The organism is Planomicrobium soli, assembly GCF_003014655.1.
In the GTDB taxonomy this organism is placed as follows: domain Bacteria; phylum Bacillota; class Bacilli; order Bacillales_A; family Planococcaceae; genus Planococcus; species Planococcus soli_B.
On sequence record NZ_PYAT01000002.1, the window covers coordinates 176,396 to 200,578 of the forward strand.

A 24,183-nucleotide genomic window follows, 5' to 3' on the forward strand; every position below is an offset into this window, starting at 1 on the left:
TTCAAACTATATAATTGTCGATTGATATAAGGACTTCTTTCTTTCTCTCGCATTTTTATAGATAAGTTGCTTCACTGGTTATATTTACCTGAAATTTTAGAGAGATCAATAATAATCGGTCATATTCGCACGTTCCTCAGATTTATATCTGGGTTATATAACCTGAATTTATTAAGTATTCAGAAAACTATATTAATTTTTTGATATTTAGTATAAGATAATAACTCATACATCAAATTTCTATTATTTCTTATAAATAACTTCTATGCCAAATTTCTGTTATTTACAAGAAATAATAGAAACACCATATTTCTATTATTCAATCCATTTGAAAGGGGTGCTTAATCTCTTAAAGTACATAACGATGAAAGTTTATCCCTCTATATCCCAGCCGCCTAGAGAATAAACAAAATCAAATTATGAAATGGAGAGAAAAAAATGAAAAAATACCTAACGATTTTAATGGCTCTATTCCTAACGTTCGGCTTCTCGGCTAGTGCTGCCTTTGCTTCTGGTGATTATTCTGAGGGCAAAGACTATTACGGCGACAAAGACAAAGATTATGGTAAAGACAAAGACTATGGTCATGGCAAAGGCAAGGGACATGATAAAGGCAAAGGTAAAGGGCACGATAAAGGCAAAGGCAAAGGACATTATTACGACAAAGATAAAGACTATGGAAAAGGCAAAGGCAAAGGGCATGATAAAGGCAAAGGCAAAGGGCATGATAAAGGCAAAGGCAAAGGACATTATTACGACAAAGATAAAGGCAAAGACAAAGGCAAAGATAAAGACAAAGGCAAAGATAAAGGCAAAGACAAAGGCAAAGATAAAGGCAAAGGCAAAGGGCACGATAAAGGCAAAGGCAAAGGGCACGATAAAGGCAAAGGCAAAGGACATTACGACGACAAGTAATTTCAGATATTATTAAGTAATAAAAAGGAACACCTACCTTATTGAATAAGGTGGGTGTTCCTTTTTAATGTTTTAAGGTATTTCGTATTAAAAGTTGGTTCTAAGAAAGCGGGATTTGAGTAGCTGTAGAAAACTTCTTCAGTGACCAGATCATAAAAACAGTTGAATCGGTTCCGGATGTAAATGATTTTAGCTGGATTGTTAATCTCAAATTTATTGGAAAAGTGCACCACCAAGAATTTTCCCGAAAGTCCTGTTGCTTCAGCGAACTTGCTTAGAAGTAACATGGACAAGTTTATTGCAAAGACAGTATGAGCCGACACCAGTTTTCCTTAATTTTTTATAGAATTCATCCGGATATTCACAACTTCAAGAATCGCTAAGATTATAAGGTCTGAGTACGCTGCAGCAGTTGCTAGATTCGTTTGGAATGCAATGCGTTCATAGATTGTATCAACCTCTTCTTGCTTTGCCCCTCAATTTTTCAATAATTCTCTTTCAGCCTTACAATTGAGCCATCATTTACACACACCAAATTCTTTAAATGCGGTTTCGCAGACAATTTAGCTCCATAAAACATCAGTGATATTCTTAAAATTCATAAATAACATGGCTCCTTCGACTATTTATTCCACCACTCTTTCAATATACACTTTAGAAAGAAAACGATTATCAAAAACCATATAATTCTTTGAAAATCGCTTATTTCCCATAGAACCGTTTTAAATAACCGGAATAATGGGAATACGATAGTAAACTAATTTTCATTCTGTAGCGACAAGTTTAGGAAATACCCTATATAATTAAGGTTAGATTAGAGCGAAGGAGCAAAACCATGAAAAATGAATTTACCGTTGGTGGAATTGAATTGAAGTGGGATCATGAGTCGGGAGAAGTATTATTTGAAGGCGGAGATGTCGTCTTTTTCTGGATCTCGGCAATGAAGACCTTTTTTGATTCCATCCGTGAAATATCCGGGGTTGAAGCGACAAACCTTGTGCTAGAAACTACCGGTTTCCGGCAAGGCGTTATTGTCGGCGAAGGATTCCGGGACATGAAGAATATCAATGCCTCTAATGTAGTCGGCTGGATCTCGAATACATATATGTCTGCCGGTTGGGGGAAAGTTAAAATTGTGGAAATGGATGAAGCAACCAATCATTTCACGTTGCACATCCAAAACGACTGGGAATACAAATTAAACAAATCAGACAATAAACAAATAGAAGGAATTTTCGTCCCTTCCCATTATGCCGGAGTGTTTACCGGCCTTTTCGGCCATGATTTCTGGTACAAGACCCATCAATACCAGAGTGACGAAAATCCGTACAGCGTTGTTGAATATTTCCCTTCCGAAATAACCGTACAACAAAATATCCATGAATTATCGCGGCGCCAGGAAGCAGAACAGATCAAACAGCTTGAACAGCTCGTTGATAAAAACACGAAAGTGCTGCAAAACTTAGTGAAAGAACTTTCTTCTCCGATTATTCCAGTGCTTGAAGGCATTATTGTCGTTCCAATGATTGGGAGTTACGATGAAGAACGGGCGGAAGATTTAATCATTAAAACACTCCAGCATCTACCAAAGCACCAAGCGCGTTATCTGCTACTGGATCTTACCGGACTAACAAAGCAAATTTCCGAACATACTGCCGAAATGATCGACAAATTAAGCGCTTCTGCCCGCTTACTGGGAACAGAAGTCATTTTGGTTGGCGTCTCCCCGGAACTGGCGCTGCTTATTTCACAGACCTTTACAAACTTAAAGAAATACGAATGCCTGCAATCACTTCAGCACGGCATCTATTATGCACTTGGAAAAAGCGGCCGTCGTATAGTGTAACTTTACAGCCGAAGTACAAAAAGCCGTCTTCAAAAACCGAAGGCGGTTTTTATACGACTGCTTCTTTGCAAAAATTGAAGTATCAAAGCAAAGCTTGTTACCTTTTAAGAGCTTGAGGAAATGAAAAAGTGAGGAGCTGATAGAATGGCACAAGAGCTATTAACCGGAAAAACCGCAATTGTTACGGGCGGAAACAGCGGAATTGGCCTAGAAGCGGCGAAAGTGTTTGCCGAGCGCGGAGCCCGGATCATCCTGGCCGTGCGAAACGAAGAAAAAGGGCGCGCTGCGTGTAACACAATTCTGCAGGGGCAACCTGAGGCGCAAATAGAAGTTATGAAACTCGACCTTGCTGACCTTTCAACGGTACATGGCTTTGCTGAACAGTTCGAAAGCCGTTTCGAGTCACTCGATTTGTTGATCAACAATGCCGGAGTGATGACTCCCCCGCTTACAAAAACGAAAGACGGTTTTGAACTGCAGTTCGGCAGCAACCACCTTGGCCACTTTGCGCTTACGGGCCTGCTTTTGCCGTTGCTTTTAAAAAAACCAGATTCTCGTGTGGTCACCGTCAGCAGCTTGGCCCATAAAGGCGCCTCTATAGATTTTGACAACCTTGACGGCTCAAAAGGTTATAAGGCAATGAAGTTTTATGGACAAAGCAAACTGGCGAATTTGTTGTTTGCGCTTGAGCTCGATAAACGATTGAAAGCTCATGGCATCTCTACAAAAAGCTTTGCTTGCCATCCAGGCATTTCAGCAACTAACCTATTTAAATTTGGCAAACGCGATGCCCCTGAGTTTTTAAAAGGACTGGCCAACCGGCTCCTTCAGCCGCCTGTCATGGGCGCGATGCCAACCATCTACGCCGCCACTGAATCCACCTTGAATGGCGGCGAGTACATCGGCCCTGATGGCAAAGGCCAACGGAAAGGATTTCCGGCACTCGATACCCCTCACGCATCTGCAAACAACGAAGCGGCATCGAAAAAACTGTGGGAAGTCTCAGAAGAACTAACCGGCGTGAAATTCGATTTCACAGGCCAAGAACAATCATAACTTCCCGAAAACAGATCAAGTTTCTTTGAAATCAAGAATTACTTTATTGAAATCGGGTATAGCAATAAGGCACAACTGCTTTTTCATAAAAAGGAGGTAATGTCTTGGAATATCAACTTACGATTCGGTTGACAAGTGAAAAGAAAGGCTATTTCTGGCTTTTCGAAAGCGAAGAAGACACCATATCCATTTTTAATGAAGTCGTAAAAACATTTGAGCAATACGAGCCGAATGATGTAGATCTGTTTATGAGAGAAAAAAGAAAAGAAATTGAAGAAACTGGCGAAACGCATGCAGTTCAAATCGATGTAACAAAAAATGAAAAGCATGTCGTAGTCCGGTCTGCCGCTTACAATGAGATGTGGTATGAAGGAAAGCATTTTAATGATATCTTCAACACGTTGACTGAACGGCTCGGGCGTGCCCAAGAATTAGAATTTGATTCTACCGCCACTTAATTTTCAAAAAACTAACCCCTTTGGCTGTTCCAATTGCCAAAGGGGTTTTGCATGGAAAGAAAGCCATCGATTAACATTCCCGCTATTAAAGCATATAATAAGCTTTGTGTGTTAATAGAGCGTTACTGAAGCCAAGGGCTGATATGGAGGAGATTTTTTGAACACAAAAGCTTTTTCGCTGGCATTGTTTTCGATTCTTATATGGGGTTCATCGTTTGCAGCCATCCGCGTCAGTTTGCAGGGCGGATATGATGCAGGCCAGAACGTACTTGTCCGCTTTGCGGTTGCGTCACTTCTTTTTCTGATTTATGCACTATGGCCGGGAACAAAATTCCGTTTGCCGCATAAAGGCGATATTGTCCGGATTCTTTTGCTCGGCTGGCTCGGCATTAGCGTCTATCATATTTGCGTGACATTCGGCATGGAGACAATTTCAGCCGGTACCGCCGGCATGTTGGTCGGCTCAGGACCGATATTCACAGCATTGATTGCGATGTTCGTCCTGAAAGAACGGTTGACGGGACTTGGGTGGCTTGGCTTGGGCGTTGGTTTTATTGGCATTCTCTTCATCGCTTTCGGTTCAACAGGAGCTTCGTTGACGTTGACAAGCGGCGCAGTGCTTGTACTGATTGCTGCTTTTGCCACCTCAATCTTTTTCGTTTTCCAAAAGCCGTTGTTCACCCGCTATTCAGCGATTGAATTGACCGCTTATTTTACGTGGGCAGGCACCCTGCCGTTTTTCATCTTTTCACCAGGAATTTTTACAGCGCTGCAAAATGCAACGATGGAAGCACATTTTTCCACTTTATACGTAGGCATTTTTCCAGCAGCAATCGCCTATGTCGCATGGGCAACTGCGCTATCAATGGAAAATGCCAGTGCAGTGTCGAGCCTTATCTACTTGGAACCCGCAGTGGCCATTATCGTCGCCTGGTTCTGGTTACAGGAATTGCCGACTCCCCTGGCACTTATAGGCGGTATGATAGCCATTGGCGGCGTCATTATTGTGAATGCACTTGGCAAGAAAAGACGAAGCGTTTCGGGGAGAACCCTGGAATCGTCTACATAAAAAACTTTAAAAAGAAAGGGCCTTTTTAAAATTTCAAAAGGCCCTTTCTTTTTACTTAGCACTTTTTTTGAAATGAACTTCAATAATTGTCCCAAGGGTTCTCTATATAAGTTTCTTCATCAGGCATATTTGGATATGCTGCATCTACACTTTTGTGGTGATTGTTATTATCTTCAACACCTATAAACTTTCAGGCTTTATCTACTGCATTTTCATTGTCATTATCTTTTGTTCGTTTAGATGAATTATATTCTTCTGAAGCATTTGATTTCACGACTATTTCCTCCTTTAGTTAGTTTTGAAGCCTTTCAGCAAGACCTTATCGTATTATTTCAGCTATTCCCTTTCCGCTATTTCTGCAATCCTATCGCTTACAGAATAGTTCAATTTTTCAGCACACATAAAGCTCTTTTTTTGTTACACTAATTGTGTAAGGCTTACTGTTAATTTTTATGAAAAATTATCTAAGGAGCTGGGACAATGAATCAAGAACAATTCGATCTAGTAAAGAACGGAAAAGGGTTTATCGCTGCACTTGACCAGAGCGGCGGCAGTACACCAAAGGCATTAAAGCTTTACGGGGTTTCTGAAGACCAATACTCCAATGAAGAGGAAATGTATGACTTGATCCATGAAATGCGGACGCGGGTTATGACCGCCCCTTCCTTCAATTCCGATTCGATTCTTGGGGCCATCCTGTTTGAGCAGACAATGGACCGTGAAGTCGAAGGCAAGTATACGTCTGATTATTTATGGGAAGAAAAAGGCGTCGTGCCCTTTTTGAAAGTCGACAAAGGGCTGGCGGATGAAGAAGATGGCGTTCAATTGATGAAACCTATTCCGAACTTAGATGAGTTATTGCAGCGGGCAAATGAGCGGCATGTTTTCGGAACGAAAATGCGTTCCGTTATCAACGAACCAAATCCTAATGGTATCCGGCGAGTGGTCGAACAGCAATTTGAGGTCGCCAAGCAAATTTTAGCAGCAGGACTTGTGCCGATCATCGAGCCTGAAGTTAATATCCATAGCGAAAACAAAGAAAAATGCGAAGAGATCTTAAAACAAGAACTCTTGAATTACTTAGATGGACTGAGCGAAGATCAAAACATCATGTTGAAGCTATCGATTCCGACTGTCGACAACTATTACCGCGAATTAATCGAACACCCTCGTGTCGTTCGGGTTGTCGCCCTTTCCGGTGGATATTCCCGAAAAGTAGCGAATGAAAAACTGGCAGCCAATCAAGGCTTAATTGCCAGCTTTTCCAGAGGATTATCAGAAGGAGTAAGCGCGAGTCAAAGTGATGATGAATTCAACGCAGCGATTGAAGATTCGATTCAGACGATTTATGAGGCTTCGATTACTTAATCTAAAATAAAGGCGTGCCCGATAACCAACCTGGTTATTCGGACACGCCTTGTTAATTTGCTGTAAGCAAAGCTGCCTCAGATTATGTGTCTTTTCGAAAGTCCAAGGCAACCACTTCTCCAAGCAATTGAACACCCTTCACAATTTCCTCTTTACTCGCATAGCTGAACGACAACCTCAAATACTCATTCCCCTCTTCTTGGTTCAAGAAAAAGTATTTACCCGGCACGAAAGAAACGCCTGCATTCAAGGCTTCCGGCAACAAATCCGTTGTGTTGGCGCCTGGAACTTTGACCCAGACAAAATAACCGCCTTCCGGCACGTACCAGGAAACCGATGGAGGCAAAAAATCTTTTAATGCAGAGAGCATTGCCATACATTTTGATTGATAAGTAGAACTTAAAGAGACCAGACGTTTGTCAAAATCAGAGCCTTCAAGAAATGCCGCTAATGTGGATTGGGTAAATGGATGGCCTATATCTTTTTTGAACCATCCCAATGTTGTTATGAGTTCTGCTGGACCTGCTACCCATCCGATCCGCATACCAGGAGCCACAACTTTCGAGAAAGACCCGATATGGAGAACGCGGTCCTGTTTATCCATCGCTTTCAACAAACGCGGCTCCTTTGCAAAGCCCAGTTCACCATATGCATCATCCTCTAAAATAAAAAAGCCGTACTCTTCAGCAAGCAGCAGCAAATGTTTTCGGCGCTCCAAAGACATTGTCGTCCCCGTCGGATTCTGAGAAGTCGGTATCGTGTACAAGATCCGTGGAAGCGGCAGTCCCTGCTCTTTTCTATTCGATAACAATTCCGCGAAGCGTTCGGTCTGAAGGCCTTGTTCATCTACTGGCACACTTATAAAGTGGTCTGTGTAATTCTGGAACACTTCCAGCGCCTCCATATAAGTAGGCGCTTCAATTGCAACGACCGCATCTTTGTCTAGCATTACGCGCGCAATCAAATCAATCCCTTGGCAAGCGCCGGCTGTAACAAGCAATTCATCTTCTGCAACAACTACATCACGCCCAGCTAATCTTTCTTTAATCATCTCTTTCAGCTTCGGAACTCTCGGGCTCCCGATATATTGGAGCGGTAAGTCGCCCTCTTCACTGAGCAGCTGGACTACCGCAGACTTTATTTCTTCAGACGGAACAAGCGCCGGTGCCGGATAGCCTGAACTAAGGCGAATGCAGCCTTTTGGCAATACAGATAACCACTGGCCAGGCGGATCATTTTCAAATGCTAGCGAGATTTCTTTTGAAAATGGAATTTGCTGTTTCATATCAGTTGCTCCTCTCTCATTACCGATTGGACCTTGTGTTTATTCTACAGATTATCACTCGATTTGCCACTTATGACTATAGGTTATAAAACAAGCTTTTTTGTCTTGCGTTAAACTGTAACTTTTGGACGCTTATAACGTTCTCATAATAAATAGCACCGTTAGACTTAAGGAGGAATAATGATGAAAAAAAGAACATGGCTTAAGGCATTAGTAATTCTTGGGCTTATACTGCTTCTTACAGCATGTGGTACAAGTGATGAAGATGCAAAAAATGAGCCGCCAGCGGAGGAGCCGAAAACAACTGAAGGGTCTACAGGTGGAATCTTGGCAGGGGAAGTAAATCCGACTGTTGAACAAGTAGAGGGAGATACGTACCGCTATACATTGAAAAACCAGACAGAACAAGTAAAAACGTTTCAATTCACAAGCGGCCAGCGTTTTGATTTCTCTTTAACAAATAAAAACAATGAACAAGCTTTTCTCTTCTCTTCTATCGCTTCATTTACACAAAGCATGGGTGAAGAAACCATCAAGCAAGCAGAAGAATTAAAATATGAATTTGACATTCCCGAGGCAGATTTAGAGCCGGGCACATACAAGCTTAAAGTATGGCTAACACCGGAGGAAGGGCCAGCCTTTAAAGCAGAAGCGGAGCACGTAGTAGAATAGAAGTATTCAAAAGAGCCGCATTAGCTGAAAAATGCGGCCCTTTTGCAGTTACCCTATCGCAACAGCGTTCTTTCTCTCCTTCTTGAACTTAAATCACTTTTAACCTTTTACTGATTTCACTGCAATCAGAGGTTAACTCTAACCAATACAGGGAAAAATAAGTTTAACGCAGAAAGGATGATGAAGATGAAAAGCAAACTGGCGGCAGGGCTTCTCGGAATCTTCTTAGGGGATTTCGGAGTCCATAAATTTTACTTAGGGAAACCTAAGACTGGGCTTTTATATTTAGCTTTTTGTTGGACAGCCATTCCCGCTATTATAGGCTTTATTGAAGGTGTCTCCTACTTGTTGCAATCCGAGGAAAAATTTCAGGCAACTCATGGCAAGCGCTAAGCGAAAAAAGGAATTCAGCAGTATGCCGAATTCCTTTTTTCTTCGGGTTCATTTGACGATGCTGTAGTACACTCTCGAAGTGACCCGGTAAATCATCCAATAAATCGCTGCAAAGGCGATGACAACACCGATAAACGACAAGAGCCAGGTCATTTCATTGGTGATGCCGAATATCAGCAGCAATTTCCGGACAATCGGATAAGCAAAAACCACATGGATTGTCGCGATGACGATCGGCAACAGAAACATCCAGACAATCTGCGAACGCGTCGACTCTTGGATCATCTCTTTATCAAGGCCGACTTTCTGCATGATCTGGAATTTCCCACGATCGTCAAAACCTTCGGATACTTGCTTGAAGTACGTGATCAGCACCGTACCGATGGTGAACAACAAGCCCAGGAAAATACCGAGGAACAAAAAGCCGCCGTTCATGCTGTACCATTCTACACGCTGGTTTTCCCGCGACTCGTAATGGCCATCCGAAGCCCAACTGTATTCTTCGCTCAACTGATCAGCAAGTTTTTTCTTATCTTCCTCCGTGCCAGTTGTATTCCAGCCGATTTTCGCATTGATCGCCATATAACTATCTCCTGGCACCTCTTTTTCAAAATCCGCTTTGATTTGCTCAATTTGCGAAATGTTTGGCACGACAAGTGCCAGCGATTCTGTCAACGCCATCTCCTCGCTGAATTCGTTTTCGATCGGAGTCAATTGGAAAGTCTGCTCTCCAATGGCCAATTCTTCTTTTTTGTACGTTCCAGTCGAGTGGTAGTAAAGTGCTTCATCGTCTGCCAGTGAATACGATTTCCCGGTCATTTTATTGAAATCTTCAAGAGGCAGGACATCCATAAAGACAGGCAGTTCTGTTCCTGGACCGCTTTTTTCAAATACAAATCGATTGCCGTTCAGCCTGCCGAACAGGTTTTGATAGCGGTAAGTCTCCATTTCCGTCACTTCAAGGCCCAGTTTTTTTGTCTCTTCACGGAACTGGTCTTGAAGCTCGAAAAAGCGGGGATTTATGGCATCGACGTTTTCAGGGTCTCCATGAAGCGTCATATTGTTTTCATATGGAAAACGGTTCTCCAATGTTTCTTCTGACCCGATAAAAATAGTCACAGTAGTGGAAACCGCAATAATGACCATTGATGCCAAAATACAAATATTCGCCAAGCCCACCGTATTTTGTTTCATGCGATACAACATGCCCGAAATAGAGATAAAAGCGCCAGGACGGTAATAGATTCGCTTATTTTTCTTCATTGCCTTTAAAATGAAAATCGATCCGGACACAAATAAGAGATAGGTTCCGATAATAACAAGCAGCACAGCCAAAAAGAATTTGGATATCGCGCTAAGAGGGTCTGGGATGGTCAATGAAATGCCGTAGCCCCAGGCAAGAAAAATCAGCGAAAGAAGAAAAAGAATGATTGAGCCTTTTGGTTCCTTCTCTCCTTCTTGCTTTCCTTTCAGTAATTTGATCGGATTCGCAAACGTGAATTGGCTGACGTTATAAAGATAGGTAATTCCAAAAATGCCAACGAATAATGCAACTGTTGCCGCAGCGGTCATCAGTGAAGTCGAATAGCCGATATTTGAAGGCAAACGCAGCAGATAATTCAACAGCATGAAGACCAGGCGACCAAAAATCAGTCCCGCCATCAAACCTGCGGCAATGCTTAAAATGCTTGTAAAAAAGGTTTCGAAAAAAAGAATTTTCGCGACGTGTTTCTTCTCGAGCCCCAAGATGCCGTAAAGGCCGATTTCCTTTTTTCTTCTCTTTATGAGAAAGCTGTTTGTATACAAGATGAAAATAACCGAAAAGATGCCTATGACAATTACTCCAATGCCAAACAAAGTCGGCAACGAACTTGAACGCTCCTGCACAAACTTATTTGTCATTAAAGAAGCCATCAAATAAAACATCATAATAATTGCAGTTGAAGACAGCAAGTAAGGAATGTACAATTGCTTGTTCGACCGGATATTGCGCAGCGCCAATGAAGAGAAAAAGCGGCTATTCATTCCGTTCACCACGGTTGGACAAGACGGTCAATGACTGCGAGATGCGGTCCATAAATTCATCAGCTGATGCATCCGCCCGGTAAATTTCATGGTACACCGCGCCGTCCTGAATAAAGAGGACGCGATTTGAAAAACTCGCAGCCCGCGTGCTGTGGGTCACCATTAAAATTGTCTGTCCGGTTTCATTGATGCCTTTAAGGATTTCCATCAAGTTTTGAGACGCTTTCGAGTCAAGGGCGCCTGTCGGTTCATCCGCCAAAATGATTTTCGGCTGCGTGATGAGTGCCCGCGCTACAGCAACCCGCTGTTTTTGCCCGCCTGAAACCTCGTATGGGAATTTGTTGATATGGGCTTCGATTCCAAGGTTTTTGACAATGGGTATCAACCGGCGCTCCATTTCCTCAATCGGCGTTTTCGACAGCACCAATGGCAAAAGGATATTGTCTTTGATTGTGAAATTATCCAGTAAGTTAAAATCTTGAAAAACAAAGCCAAGCGTATTTCTGCGGAAAGCGGAAATTTCTTTGTCTTTGATTTTTGATAACGGTTCACCGTCCAAATAGACTTCTCCGGAAGTAGCATCATCAAGCGTGGAGATAATATTCAAGAGCGTCGTCTTTCCGGAACCCGATTCCCCCATGATCGAAACAAACTCTCCTTCTTTCACTGAGAAATTGACGGCTGCCAGCGCTTCTGTCTGCTGGTTTGAAAATCGCGCTGTGTATACTTTTTTAAGATTTTTGATTTCTAATAAGGTCATTGCTAACCCCTCCTTGCTCTCAATGATACGACAGGAAAAAACGGGCTGCCTGTACCTAGCCTTACAATCAGATACACAATCTTACGGTTTCGTAAGATTGCTGATTTTTGGCTGATTCATGTAAAAAGTTCCATAAGTCATGTAAGAAATGCGTTAGTTCATGAAAGAATCTCAAAAGTTCATGTAAAAGCTCCATTAGTTCACATAAACGACTGCTTTCATCAATCTATTTAATAAAATCGAGCGAGTCAGCAAAAAATGCTCCGAAGTTCTTCGGGAGCATTTCTTCTTTAGTCAAAAACCGCTAATTCTTTTCTCGACATGTCGATCGACACGCGGGTGCCTCGGCCGAATTCCGATTGGATATCGAGCGTGTGGCCCAGCCGCTGGCATATTTTTTTGCTGAGAAAGAGTCCGAGACCCGTCGATTTTTCATGGAGGCGGCCATTTAAGCCTGAATAGCCTTTATTGAAAATCTTCGGCAAATCTTCGGTGCGGATGCCAAGGCCGGTATCTTCAATAACAAGAACATGCGCATTCTTCGGGTCTTTGAAAATAGAGATTGTGCCATGCGGCGTATATTTTAAACTGTTCGACAAAATTTGTTCCAGCAGATTCTGCAGCCATTTCCCGTCGGACAATGCCTGGATTCCAAGCGGCTCGTAATCGAGCTTGATGCCTTTATAGATGAAGAGGATCGAATATTTCTTGATCGCTTTTTTTATAATGTCATCAAGATCCACCTCGGCAAGATCCATTTCTGCCCCAGATTCTTCGAGCTTTATATAATTCAGCGCCATATGGGTGTAATCCTCAAGCCGCACCAATTCTTGAGAAATCTGCTTTGCCTCTTTTGCTTGAGAACTTTGGTTCAGTAAGCTGATGGCGGAAATTGGTGTCTTGATCTGGTGGAGCCAAAGCGTGAAATAATCAAGCTGATCAGCTTGCCGGTCTTTATGCAAGTTCTCAAGCTCACGCAAGTCGAGAAGCAGCTCCTCAAGTTTTTCAATATACAACCGCTCTGCAGGGTCAGCGTTTTCAGCAACCTCTTTTATATTCGACGCACTTACAGCCTGCAGGCTTTGAAGCAGGAAATAACGTTTTTTAAAACGGATATACTGGACGATTAAGTATGCGAGAAAGAAAAAAGCCGCTAATTCCGTACAATATAAAAAGAGATCGAAAGGCAGCCTTCCCAATACAAAAACCAGCCCGAAAATTCCAATGGTGCCGAAAAATACGAAAAACTGCGCACGCACTGCCAGCAAAAAGCTTTTTAATACTTCACTTTTTGAAGGTTTATTCATGGGCTGCCTCCTTATTGAGGGCATACCCGATCCCTTTTTTGGTTACAATGAAATCCAGCAGCTCGGCTTTTGCCAGCTTTTTGCGCAGCCTTGCAATGTTGACTGCCAAGGTGTTGTCGTCGATGAACGATTCATCTTCCCATAATTTGACCATGATTTCTTCCCTTGTAACGTATTCGCCTTTTTCCAAAAACAGCAGTTCAAGAATCTTCAACTCCGTCCGCGTCAAATCCACTTCCTGCTGTTCATAGTAGAGTTTAGATTCACCGGGCTTCAGGACCGTTCGGTTGAAGTTCAGGAAATTATCCGATTCGTTAAAATCGTAAGTCCTTCTTAACAGCGCTTGTGTTTTCGCAACCGCTACCGTAAGATCAAACGGCTTGGAGATGAAGTCATCCGCCCCCATCTGGATGGCCATGACAATATCCATATTCTCATTTCGAGAAGAGATGAAAATGATTGGCACTTGTGATGCCTTGCGAATTTCTTGGCACCAATAATAGCCGTTGAACGAAGGAAGCGAAATGTCCATCAGCACAAGCTGTGGCGCATTGTCTTTGAATTCCTCCATTACCCGGCTGAAATCTTCCACTAGGAACGCTTCATAATTCCATTTTTTCAGCTCTTCTTTCAACACACCGGCAATCGTCAAATCGTCTTCCACAATCATAATTTTGAACATCGTCTCATTCCAATCATTCATCAGATTCTTGTTTGCCTGTTTTATCTACATTATTCCTTCTCTCAGTTTATCGAATTTCTGCTGGGCTCACCATCAAAAACAAAACCACCCCTGTTTGTGGCTGAAACTCCACAATCAGGGGTGGTCGGACCGACTCACCTCAACTATTTGTTTTCATAAAGTCATGGAAACCTTGCTTGAAAAAGCCGTACCATTCATCGATTTTCTCTTGAGGGGCTGCATCTAATGCCTCCAGCACTTCCTTGCCGAACTCCATATATGCTGTGCCGTTTGCTGTAATAATTTGGCCACTTCGCACTGCTTGCTGCTCGAGATAGCCGGCTTCATTGCTATAGTTTGACCCACCTATTTCTTTAACATTTTCCAGAAAGTTGCCAGTGTGTTCAATGTTATTCAATAGCCCGTTCTTGCTTAAAAATACCGTCGCGTCACAAATCGCGCCTACTACCACTTCCCGCTCCATCGCCTTTTCAAGAAGCTCCATCACCCGCTGGCTCGCTTCTTTCCGCCAGGAAGTTCCGCCGATCAAAATCAAACCGGCAAAATCCTCGGGAGCTTCCTCAATTGCGTAATCCGGAAGAACAGTAAAACCGCCCATCGACTTTATAGGTTCTTTGGCCAAAGACACCGTTTTCACATCAAACTCTCCTACTCCTTCTAACTCTCCCATTAACGCTGCAGCAAGCGGTGCGCCTTCCCAGTCTGCATATCCGTCCAATACCACAAATAAAACTGTTTGCATGTCCATCCTCCTCCTATTTATTTAACTATTCCGACTTTATTTTATGCTGTATTATAACATGGCAACACCCGTTCGGAACGCCTAAGTGAACAAAAAGCCGCATGCAAATTCTCTGCATACGGCTGACTTTACCTTCTTTCATATACTATCTTAAGTTGAACTTTTGCTTTATCCTATTGGTGATGTCAGCTTCTTTACTTTGTATAAACTCATTGGCGATTTGTTTAACCATACTATTAATCTCTTTCGTCATTTCTTTTTTTATAATAAGTTGATCAATCACTTTGCCATTAGGTGTAAATTCTCTGCCTACTAATTCATCTAAGGAAACGTTATACAAATTTGCTATCTTGATTATCATTTTAAGATTCGGTTCTGCGTTGCCGGTTTCATATTTCGCATAAACCGCTCTAGTAATTTTCAAATGGTCAGATACGAACTGCATGTTAAGTTTATTCTTTTCTCTAAGCAGCTTAAGATTTTCAAATAATTTTGGCATGAGCGTACTCCTTCTTTATTCTATTTGTCTTTTCTTTTCATCTCATTTATGTACTTATAATTTTTCTTATACTTCGTACTGATAAGAGATTGTTCCATTTTCAAGCCATTCGTAAGGAATCTTTTCACTTTCTAACAGTTCCACTAGAACCTCATTTCTTCGAACAGATTGTGCATTTTGATTCGTAATAATATACTCCATTTCTCGATACTTAATTTCTGAGTTTTTTGTCTTTAAAACATTTGTTAACTGGTAAGCTAAGCTGAATTGTTCTCTAAGATAGGATTTCATTGCCAGGAAACGCGGTTCATTTGTCTCCATCTTTTTTTGCAGTTCGAACATGTTTTTCTGTGCTTCTTCGATATGGAAATCAGTCAAAGAATTCTCATTATATTGGGTAATTAAGGACCTGATCTGCTCATTTAATGCCAACTCTATTTCAGCACTTTCTTGTATGTATTGATGAACTTCTAATTGATTTGTTGATACAAAGGAACTGTTTGCAGTCCAGGGAAAGAGATGCGAAGAAAAAGCATACAGATTCCATAATAAAACTAATAGACTCACTATTCCTCCAACTTGCACTAATGGCCGCTTGTATTGTTTTCTTGGTTTCTCACCTTCAAACCGTTGCTCCCGATAACTATAAATCGGATTATGATTCGATTTTTTTTGTTCAACTTCTTTCATCTTTTTACGAAATTCTCGTTGCCGATTATTTAACATAGTCTCTCCTTTAGCCTAGCTACACTTAAATTATAACAAATTAAGGAATTTACATGAATATATTATATTAATTTACAGTAAATAAAAAAGCCTAAATTACTACAGAATTATTCTTACAGGGGGCATGAAATTATACAATTGTATTTCTTATAAAATTTTTTAAAGAAAGCGAGAGGTTTTCCACAGCTTCTTCGTTGTATAGATTAGCAGAGCAAGGAGGGGTTCGGGTGGAAGACTTTATCGGGCGGTTAAAAAGAAAAGACGAAGAAGCGCTCACTTTTATGATCCATACATATATGCCTTTTTTAAAAGGGATTTGCCAGCATATTCTAACAAAAAGCTGCGGACAGCAAGCAGCCGAAGAATGCTTGAATGATGTATTTTTGACGATATGGCAGAAAGCTCATCAGTTTGAAGGAGACGCAGCTGATTTCAGGAAATGGGCTGGCATAATTACAAAGTACAAAGCAATCGACAGTTATCGGCGCCACATAAAGCAGCAGCAAAGAGAATCCACGACAGATAAAGTCCGAAACGATGGCCGCACCTGCGATACGGAGGATGCAGTACTCGAAAAGGAGTCACGCGAGGAAATGCTTTTTCGGTTGTATAAATTGCCGGAAGCGGATCGGGAACTTTTTCTGATGAGATATTATCTAGAATTGTCAAACAATGAGATTGCCGACGCTCTTGGCATTACTGTGTCAGCAGTTGAAAACCGGCTGTACCGCGGCAAGCGGAAACTGGTTCATTTATTCGAGCGAAAGGAGCGGTTCATATGAACGATTTGAACAAGTTATTGATGACGGATATTGAAGAGATTCCGGAAGCCGCCGTTTCAAATTTCGAGAAAAAAGAAATGAAAAAGCGTCTGCTTGACCAAAAACGGAAACCTCATTGGATTAAGAAACTGGCAGTTGCCGCAAGCATTTTCATAGCTGCTTCAGCAACGACAGCCATTGCCTTTCCTTCCGTAGCCTCACAAATTCCAATACTGCAAAACATCGTTTCCTATTTCGATGAGGACGAGCTCATCTTCAACCATTTTAGCGAAGTGGCGCAGCCGCTAAACTTGACAGACACCAGCAATGGCTCAACAGTGTCGATTGAAGAAGCTGTTTATGACGGAACTTCCGTGACAATTACTTTCGCGTTGAAAACCGAAGAAAACTTAGGAGAATTCCCGCTAGCAAATGGATCTCTTGAAGCGTTTGGCGCTAACGGTTCCGGCTCTTCCATCGCGATGAACAAAGTAAGTGATACAACCTATGCCGGAATGATTACAATGGCACCGGATTTTGTGTTCGGTTCGCCCAATACACTGAAGGTCTCCTGGAAGCCTCAGTCATTCGAAGATTTCGATACCCAAACACAACTGACCGGCGACTGGTCATTTGATTTTAAACTTAGAGCCTTGGATAGCAAATCCGTAAAAATAGATGAAAACATACTATTTGAAGGCGGCCAGTATAAGTTGAATGAACTTCTCCTGACCAAACTGTCGACAGTACTGGTTTTCAATAAAAAGGACGTCAATGATAACCGTTATATGGCCAGTTGGCAGTTAGAAGATAATCTAGGCAATATATATCCTATGCAGTTCGGCACTGGAAACCCAAAGAAAAATCAATTCACATTTGAAGCACTCCATCCAGAGGCGACTTCTATAATCATTAAGCCGCAAATTAAGAAATTCAACCATTTCGAGGATGAAGGCGTTCCGATTGATGCGCCTTCTGTAATTGTCGACTTGGACTAAAAGTAAAATCCCCTTGGATACGATGGTATCCAAGGGGACTCTCTTTTTAAACCGTTTGGTTCCGCATTGGGTGCGGCTGTGTAATATCTACTGCGTATACTTTGATGCGGTTGACCATCAAATCGCGAATGCCATAGATTGGCCGCTCATTTTGCTGAGTCTCATCGATATACGCATTTACCTGTTCTTGAATAAATACACCCACAGGCTTTGTTTTAGAATCTTGGTCTAAACTTTCCGCCGAGTATTGAAACGACGTTTCAAAATACAGATTCGATACTTCGAGCACTTTCAAGGTATCTCCTTCCGCATGAATCCCCACCACTTTGTAGTAGTTTCCGTATTCGTCTCGGACCAAATCATTTTCCCGGATTTGTTGCATGCTCATATATTCCAAGCTCCTTTCCGAATTCAATTCAAGATAGAATTATGTACCATCCTCTTTTATATACACTAAAAAACAAAGAGGCAAACCGATTATAGGCTACTGACTTCAACCCCTTCGAATATTCAGTTACCCCATCACTTTGGCTTTCTTTTATACTCCAACAAAAAGACAGGCGATGTTTTAAAACATTCACCTGTCTACATTATACGTATACTTATTAGACCAGTCATCTGCCCAGTCCTTTCTTTTTCTAGCACTTAGCTCCCTCTTGGCTTCAACATAATTGGCATATAGGGTATTTATTTTTTCTACTTCTTTGTTTGACAGAACAATCATTTTGTTAATATGCCTAATCGATTTTTTCATCTCATAAAATGTTGTAATGCCAGCTTCTGATTCCCATATTTCCAGTACGTACCGGATGGCTTGTATTCGGTGGCGAATTGCTAAATCTCCAAAAAACTTAAAATCAGCTTGAAAACCAAATGACTTAGCGGTATTTTCATTGGCAAAGAGCCGAAGAGACTTTCGCAATTCTTCATACTCCACCATTAAAACTTTCATATTTTGAGCATCGCTCAAAGTGAAGTTGCCTTCTTTTGCCCATGCGGCTACCCAATAAGTTTCCCAGAGGCGATTAAAAGCCCGCATAAAATACACGGTATTCGAATCTGCATAAACAATGTAACTTTCCGCTTCTTCCAGCTTTCCATTAACATTCACTTTCAACTTCTTTGCAGACATGACGTCACTCTGTTCTTTATCAAGCAAAATGTGAGCTTTTCCAATCACTTCGTTTGGTGCCTGATCGGCTGCATTTGCTTTCTCCTTCGATGGCAATAAAACCAAAAACGCAGTTTCATCCTTCACAGCCGTTGGTTCTGGGGATTCAAATGGCTTCGCTATATTATTCTCACTGAGCGCCAATACACTAAAGATCACGAGAATGAAAAGACACGGTTTGCCTGCCCATGCTTGCTTAGCCGGCATGGCGACCCCTTCTTTCTTGTTAGCTCCTTCGGATGCAGAAGTGTACTTCTTTTTCGTCTGTCTGATTGCAAAACCTTTGGATTGGAGACGGTAAGATGATAACCGAACAGTTCGCTATCATTTCACAGATATGTCCACCCTCCTTTATCATAGTATATGTAGTTAGAAGGCATGCAGTTATGTGTTTAGACACTCCCATTATATTCCTGCCCTAGTGGATGAACAATATCAAAATTCAAAATTATCTAAAACAGTTATTATTTAATGCATACTCTTACTTAAAAAAACAAAACATTTTGTTTCTTTCTGGGTAGTAAAACCCAATAAGTGTAAAGTTCGCTTTAATAGCAGCCCGCTTTTGTTAACTTAGCTTTTTTATAATGAGAAGAACTCAAAGTATTTCACCTAGTCTTCCTGCTATTAAAAACGGAAGGCGATTGCTTAAGAAAATACCTATATAAAAAAAATACCTATATAAAAAGAGACTCGTCCAAATTCCAGGAATTTGACGAATCTCTTTTCTATTCAAATATTCAGTCTCCAGAACATATATTGATGGGCTTTTCTCCAAATTTCTACTCATTTTCACTAGAATTTGTGAAATGATTTCATGGGTTATTTTGAAGATACCACCGGATTTCCAGAGACGGTAATTGTGGTAGCTGCTTCTTGCAATGGCAATGTGTTCGTTAAGATTCCTGGCTTTGTATAAACAATATCATTAGCATAGATGAACACATCTCCACTTCTTTCCATCTTATTCCACTTATGATTTCTTTGGAAGACAAAAGCGATCGATCCATATATGAAGAAATACATATCTAAAAGGCGGTAAGTAACGAGTTCGACAACTGAAAATAGGAATATTCTTATGTAGTCCATTTTGCTGTAAGCATATCCGTATTTTTTTGAGACAGCGTAAGCGCCCATTCTTTGGAGAATTTGCATTACAGCTGTAGCTGCTAATAACGCGGCAGTCAAGCCCAGCAACTTCCCGGTAATAATTGACCAAGCTAAAAGAAATGTTGTTACAATACCGATATATCCAGGCAACAATGAATCGAGGAAAATGAAAAAGACAAGCTTGAATCCAAGATCCCGCTTTCTTCTTTTACGGTAAATCATAAGTGAATCCAAAAATCCTTTTTGCCAGCGGATTCTTTGTTTCTTTAAATCACCGTAATTATCCGGAACTTCTGTATAACACTCAGCTTTTGGTATGAATACCAGTTTCCCTTTTTTATAAACGTTTTTAATCAACTTCTGCACATTGAGGGTGATTTCCATATCCTCCCCAACAGTCTTCTTATAGCCTCCGATTTCGTATAATGCGAACGCTCGAAACGCGCCAAAAGCTCCTGATACAACGGACACAACACCCAGTTTCGACTGCACGAATCTCTTCACATAAAACGACAGCATATAATCGGATAGTTGATATCTTACGAGTCCTTTTCCTTTAAAGGATGGCTTTGATTGTTGATACATTTGCCCAACATGGACCATTCCGCCCCCTGCAAGCACGTTTGGATCTTCCATTGCTTCGTTAACATGGATCAATGCATTTTTCTGCAGAATACTGTCCGCGTCCAACGTGATGATAATTTCTCCAAGTGCATAGTCTGCCCCAGCGTTCAACGCATCTGCTTTGCCCCCATTCAGCTTATCCAATACTTTTACATTCGGATAGGTAACGGATACATATGTGTTAGTGATTGAATTATAAGTTAGTTTGTTTTTAGGCTCCAAATCCACTTCTTTTAAATCCAACAAATCATGCAATAATTTCATAGAATTATCACTTGAACCATCGTTAATAATAATCAGTTCAAAGTTCTTGTAGTCCAAATTCTTGAATCCGGTAAAACAGCTGGCTAAAACCTTTTCTTCATTATATGCAGGCACCAGTATCGACATCTTTCTTTCGGTAAGATCTTTGCGAACTGTTGTATCTTTCTTCGTTTGTTTTAAACCCATAATCAAATACATGCCTTGAATTGAAAAGAAAACTACCCATAATAATATTGCCAGTATATAAACTACTTCCATTCACCTATCTCCTCATTCCTTTTTGTTTTGGTAATAACGAATCCAGTCCACATTCATTTGGGCAGGGAAAACCGTTGAATTGTCGGGTTCTCCAACCCAGTCCCCCCCTACTCCAGTGTTGATGAACAGGTACATGTCTTCTTGCGGCACGTACACTGTACTCGTGTGTGTGACGATGCCATCGACAAAAAACACAATTTCATCTGGCGTCCATTCAATGCCATAGGTATGAAAATCCGTTGTTAAATCAGGAAATTCCTTCATGGCATAATCTTTTCCATAGATGCCGTTCACATCGTAATGAATCGTATTCCATATCTGTCCCGGCTCTTGGCCCAAAACTTCAACCATATCAATTTCTGGAAAATCGTTGCCTTGATTGTTCCAAAGCCAAATGGCCGGCAACAAACCCGTCCCTGCAGGCAGCTTTGCTCTTACTTCCAGTTTTCCGTACTTGAACACCACCTTTTCTTTTGTGGTTATAGCGCCAGAGGTGTAAGGGAAGCCTCGAGACATTTCTTTTTTTGTATGAATTTTCAAGAGCCCATCACTTACTTCAATATTTTCTGGCTTGTAATGCTGCCTTCTTGCACCATATCCAAAAGCGTCATCCAACACGTTCCAACGCTCCGCATCTAAAGCTTCGCCTTCGAATTCTTCGCTCCATACGATTTCCCACGGATGTTCAAACCTGTTTTCATTAGCTGACTGATCATTGAAGTAAGAGTTTGAAAACATATCTCCCAATTCCGAATCTCCTCCATTCATGCAAACCACCATCATTGTTGTACAAACCATTTTTCCTGTTACTTTCACTTTGTTGGTCAACTCCGCATAAGGTTTTTGTGGTTCCATACAAAATCAGCTTTCAAAATTAATTCTTTCGAACTACTAAAAAAACAAAAAATATAACACCAACTAAATTTATAGGTATAAAGTTAAATTCAGGTTAAATAAATCTAATAATTAAGAATTATATTAATTATTAATCTCTCCAACAAAACTCCTTTCAAGCTAAACTTCATAAAAAAAACCAGTAAACGATGTTTTCACTTTTCGTTTACTGGTTTTTCGATTATGTTGACGAATTTCGAAATTTCTTGTGTAGCTTGTTGCAGCCATTTTTTCCTGGTCTTTTCCCCGTTTTATTTACTAAATGAGCTCTCTATACGCAGATATATAACCCGCTCCAAAGATGAAATTTGAGCGGGCCAGTATTATTTATTGCGCAATCAGCAAAGATTGCATAAACTCCTTTCGCTTCATCAGACGCTATGACTGGAGTATGATTTATCTTTTTTGAAACGATAAATATGGTAGTCAAAAAGAAAAGCAATTTGTCAGTTATAATCCTTTTTTAAAGTGCATCTTTAAAAGGTTAGAAGGATTAAGTTTGGTTTATAGATTTAAAGTGGTGCAGCCCTTTGGTTCCTGCTATTATTTCAGCCTATTATTAATTTTCCGTTTATCTTTCTTTTCGCCGAAACTTCATTGATTAGATTGGCGTAATACTTATGAAGACATTACATAGCAGGGGGAATCCACATGAAATTGAGAATCCTACATACGAATGACGTCCACAGCAATTATGAAACTTTTGCAAGAGCTGTGACGTTGATCAAAGAGCTGAAAGACGCTAATACCTTACTACTCGATGGCGGTGATTTCGCCGATTTTAAGAGCATCGAACTGCAAGGCACAAGAGGCACTGCCGCACTTGAATTATTGGAGGAAGCGGGTTATGACGCATTAACTATCGGCAATAATGAAATGTTCAACGGCATCGAGACGCTTGAGCATATGGCCACTAACAGCACGATTCCCTTTATCAGCAACAACCTTGTCAAGAAAGATCAAATCGGAATTCAAGGCGTCGTAAGGAGCACGATTTTAATCAAGAACGGCATGAGGATTCTCATTACCGGCTCTTCGCCGGATCTGGGTGTCTTTAACGATGGCCTTGGCATTCACGTTTACGAGTACAAAAAGATGATTGAGGAAGAGATCGGCCGGAACAAAGGCAACTATGATCTGTGCATTTTGCTTAGCCATATCGGGACAGAAGCGGATGAGTTGCTTACAGCTGCCATTCCGGAAATTGATATCATCATTTCGGCGCACGACCACCAACTGTATCCAAAAGCCAAAATTGCAAATAGCGTTATCATGAACAGTGCTGGCAATTACGCCGAGCATGTTGGAGTGATCGAACTCGAAGCAGCAAACGGTCAGGTTACACTAATCCACTCTGAAACCCTGTCAACAAGAGATGTTCCAATGGATCTTCAAATCCTCGAAATCTTAAAACAAAACAAAGCAAAAGCGATCGCTGCCTTAAGCAAACCGCTTTATAAATTAGATCAGCCGCTTTGGCATGATGTGATAGAAGAAAATCCGATTGCCAATCTCGTCGCGGATGGATTGCGCGATATGATGCAATGCCATATCGGGCTCATCAACAGCGGCATCGTCAACGCAGGCGCGTTCGATTTCTTGTCTCATAAGAAGCTGATCGAGATTTGCCCTTCCCCGCTCAATCCGACCTCCTTCGAGTTGCAAGGAAAAGATTTAAAAGAAGCTATCGAGCAATCGCTGGATGCACAGGTTTGCTTATCGGACGGTAGAGGACCAGGATTCCGCGGGAAATTTGCAGGCAAGCTGCATGTGTCTGGAGCAGAAGTGGTCCACGACAGCAAAAGCGTCCAAGAAATCTGGATCAACGGCGAGCCAATTGAAGAAAATCGCTGGTATACAGTTGCAAGTTCCGATTACCTGCAGCGCGGATCGGGTTACCCTTCCCTTGCGAACAACCGGAATGCCTCTTATCGCGCAGAAGAAATCCGGGATGTGATTCAGATGTACGGAGACAAAAAAGAATTTTTGGATATGGCAACAGAAAAACGCTGGAGAGTCACTTTGAATACTTATGCATAAAAGAACCTGATGATTAGTTAGTCAGGAAAATACAAAAAGCAATGAGCCCTTTTATCACTAAAGGGCTCTTTTTTGACTTCACGTCTTTCTTGTCCTAGCGATGCACCTGCCTTGCTGGCTATCTCATTTTTAGACTTCTGAAAGTGGGGTATACCGTAAAGGAGGAAACAAATCATATAAGAGCTGATTTAACAGTGGGCATAAACGAAATTTTTAAAAATCAGCAAAAAAAAGGCAGG

At 41.3% G+C, this 24,183-nt stretch carries 23 protein-coding genes; 11 read left to right on the top strand and 12 right to left on the bottom strand.

The window, feature by feature from the left end; all coding sequences use genetic code 11:
- Positions 1–438 precede the first annotated feature (438 nt).
- From B0H99_RS17740 to B0H99_RS03130, 6 genes are all read left to right on the top strand, one after another.
- Positions 439–915 (top strand): hypothetical protein, encoded by a 477-nt coding sequence (locus B0H99_RS17740; RefSeq protein ID WP_181313555.1) that lies wholly within the window; start codon positions 439–441, stop codon positions 913–915.
- Between the two features lie 835 nt (positions 916–1,750).
- The gene (locus B0H99_RS03110; RefSeq protein ID WP_106532175.1) at positions 1,751–2,761 is read left to right on the top strand and encodes an STAS domain-containing protein; all 1,011 of its coding nucleotides are present in this window, start codon (positions 1,751–1,753) and stop codon (positions 2,759–2,761) included.
- 144 nt (positions 2,762–2,905) lie between these two features.
- The gene (locus B0H99_RS03115) at positions 2,906–3,817 is read left to right on the top strand and encodes an oxidoreductase (protein WP_106532176.1); all 912 of its coding nucleotides are present in this window, start codon (positions 2,906–2,908) and stop codon (positions 3,815–3,817) included.
- 104 nt (positions 3,818–3,921) lie between these two features.
- Positions 3,922–4,275 carry a hypothetical protein gene (locus B0H99_RS03120; protein ID WP_106532177.1) on the top strand — a complete coding sequence of 118 codons (354 nt, stop codon included), beginning with the start codon at positions 3,922–3,924 and terminating at the stop codon, positions 4,273–4,275.
- Between the two features lie 157 nt (positions 4,276–4,432).
- Entirely contained in the window at positions 4,433–5,344 is a 912-nt protein-coding gene (locus B0H99_RS03125; RefSeq protein WP_106532178.1) for a DMT family transporter, read from the top strand.
- Between the two features lie 480 nt (positions 5,345–5,824).
- Entirely contained in the window at positions 5,825–6,712 is an 888-nt protein-coding gene (locus B0H99_RS03130) for a fructose bisphosphate aldolase (RefSeq protein ID WP_106532179.1), read from the top strand.
- Positions 6,713–6,794: 82 nt separating this feature from the next.
- Here the strand turns inward: B0H99_RS03130 and B0H99_RS03135 are convergent, their stop codons facing one another.
- Positions 6,795–7,997 (bottom strand): aminotransferase-like domain-containing protein, encoded by a 1,203-nt coding sequence (locus B0H99_RS03135; RefSeq protein ID WP_106532180.1) that lies wholly within the window; start codon positions 7,995–7,997, stop codon positions 6,795–6,797.
- Positions 7,998–8,180: 183 nt separating this feature from the next.
- Between B0H99_RS03135 and B0H99_RS03140 the strand changes: the two genes are divergently transcribed.
- A complete protein-coding gene (locus tag B0H99_RS03140; RefSeq protein ID WP_106532181.1) occupies positions 8,181–8,669 on the top strand; it encodes a BsuPI-related putative proteinase inhibitor in 489 nt (162 codons plus the stop codon).
- A gap of 177 nt (positions 8,670–8,846) precedes the next feature.
- Complete coding sequence (locus tag B0H99_RS03145; RefSeq protein WP_245894365.1) at positions 8,847–9,062, top strand: TM2 domain-containing protein; 216 nt, start codon at positions 8,847–8,849, stop codon at positions 9,060–9,062.
- A 48-nt stretch (positions 9,063–9,110) separates the two neighbouring features.
- On the opposite strand, the gene B0H99_RS03150 is transcribed toward B0H99_RS03145, so the two are convergent.
- The 7 genes from B0H99_RS03150 to B0H99_RS03180 form a co-directional block, all read right to left on the bottom strand.
- Entirely contained in the window at positions 9,111–11,087 is a 1,977-nt protein-coding gene (locus B0H99_RS03150) for an FtsX-like permease family protein (RefSeq protein ID WP_106532183.1), read from the bottom strand.
- Positions 11,080–11,847 carry an ABC transporter ATP-binding protein gene (locus tag B0H99_RS03155; RefSeq protein ID WP_106532184.1) on the bottom strand — a complete coding sequence of 256 codons (768 nt, stop codon included), beginning with the start codon at positions 11,845–11,847 and terminating at the stop codon, positions 11,080–11,082. Before B0H99_RS03155 ends, B0H99_RS03150 begins: the two co-directional genes overlap by 8 nt.
- A 290-nt stretch (positions 11,848–12,137) precedes the next feature.
- On the bottom strand, positions 12,138–13,154 hold the full coding sequence (locus B0H99_RS03160; RefSeq protein WP_106532185.1) for a sensor histidine kinase: 1,017 nt from the start codon (positions 13,152–13,154) through the stop codon (positions 12,138–12,140).
- On the bottom strand, positions 13,147–13,857 hold the full coding sequence (locus B0H99_RS03165) for a response regulator transcription factor (RefSeq protein WP_281258856.1): 711 nt from the start codon (positions 13,855–13,857) through the stop codon (positions 13,147–13,149). The genes B0H99_RS03160 and B0H99_RS03165 overlap by 8 nt, the downstream gene beginning before the upstream one ends.
- 139 nt (positions 13,858–13,996) lie before the next feature.
- Positions 13,997–14,599 carry a DJ-1/PfpI family protein gene (locus B0H99_RS03170; protein WP_245894366.1) on the bottom strand — a complete coding sequence of 201 codons (603 nt, stop codon included), beginning with the start codon at positions 14,597–14,599 and terminating at the stop codon, positions 13,997–13,999.
- 145 nt (positions 14,600–14,744) lie between these two features.
- The gene (locus tag B0H99_RS03175) at positions 14,745–15,098 is read right to left on the bottom strand and encodes a helix-turn-helix domain-containing protein (protein ID WP_106532187.1); all 354 of its coding nucleotides are present in this window, start codon (positions 15,096–15,098) and stop codon (positions 14,745–14,747) included.
- 66 nt (positions 15,099–15,164) lie between these two features.
- Complete coding sequence (locus tag B0H99_RS03180) at positions 15,165–15,824, bottom strand: hypothetical protein (RefSeq protein WP_106532188.1); 660 nt, start codon at positions 15,822–15,824, stop codon at positions 15,165–15,167.
- A 227-nt stretch (positions 15,825–16,051) separates the two neighbouring features.
- Here B0H99_RS03180 and B0H99_RS03185 point away from each other — a divergent pair, with 227 nt between their 5' ends.
- Together B0H99_RS03185 and B0H99_RS03190 are read left to right on the top strand one after the other, a co-directional pair.
- A complete protein-coding gene (locus B0H99_RS03185; protein WP_106532189.1) occupies positions 16,052–16,606 on the top strand; it encodes a sigma-70 family RNA polymerase sigma factor in 555 nt (184 codons plus the stop codon).
- Positions 16,603–17,583: a DUF4179 domain-containing protein gene (locus tag B0H99_RS03190; protein WP_106532190.1), complete on the top strand. Its 981-nt coding sequence runs from the start codon at positions 16,603–16,605 to the stop codon at positions 17,581–17,583. The genes B0H99_RS03185 and B0H99_RS03190 overlap by 4 nt, the downstream gene beginning before the upstream one ends.
- A gap of 46 nt (positions 17,584–17,629) precedes the next feature.
- Here the strand turns inward: B0H99_RS03190 and B0H99_RS03195 are convergent, their stop codons facing one another.
- From B0H99_RS03195 to B0H99_RS03210, 4 genes are all read right to left on the bottom strand, one after another.
- The gene (locus B0H99_RS03195) at positions 17,630–17,971 is read right to left on the bottom strand and encodes a hypothetical protein (RefSeq protein WP_106532191.1); all 342 of its coding nucleotides are present in this window, start codon (positions 17,969–17,971) and stop codon (positions 17,630–17,632) included.
- Positions 17,972–18,160: 189 nt separating this feature from the next.
- Positions 18,161–18,961 (bottom strand): hypothetical protein, encoded by an 801-nt coding sequence (locus B0H99_RS03200; RefSeq protein ID WP_106532192.1) that lies wholly within the window; start codon positions 18,959–18,961, stop codon positions 18,161–18,163.
- A gap of 615 nt (positions 18,962–19,576) precedes the next feature.
- Entirely contained in the window at positions 19,577–21,010 is a 1,434-nt protein-coding gene (locus tag B0H99_RS03205; protein WP_106532193.1) for a glycosyltransferase family 2 protein, read from the bottom strand.
- Between the two features lie 12 nt (positions 21,011–21,022).
- Positions 21,023–21,865: a glycoside hydrolase family 16 protein gene (locus B0H99_RS03210; protein WP_106532194.1), complete on the bottom strand. Its 843-nt coding sequence runs from the start codon at positions 21,863–21,865 to the stop codon at positions 21,023–21,025.
- 690 nt (positions 21,866–22,555) lie between these two features.
- Between B0H99_RS03210 and B0H99_RS03215 the strand changes: the two genes are divergently transcribed.
- Positions 22,556–23,944 carry a bifunctional metallophosphatase/5'-nucleotidase gene (locus B0H99_RS03215; protein ID WP_106532195.1) on the top strand — a complete coding sequence of 463 codons (1,389 nt, stop codon included), beginning with the start codon at positions 22,556–22,558 and terminating at the stop codon, positions 23,942–23,944.
- Positions 23,945–24,183 lie beyond the last annotated feature (239 nt).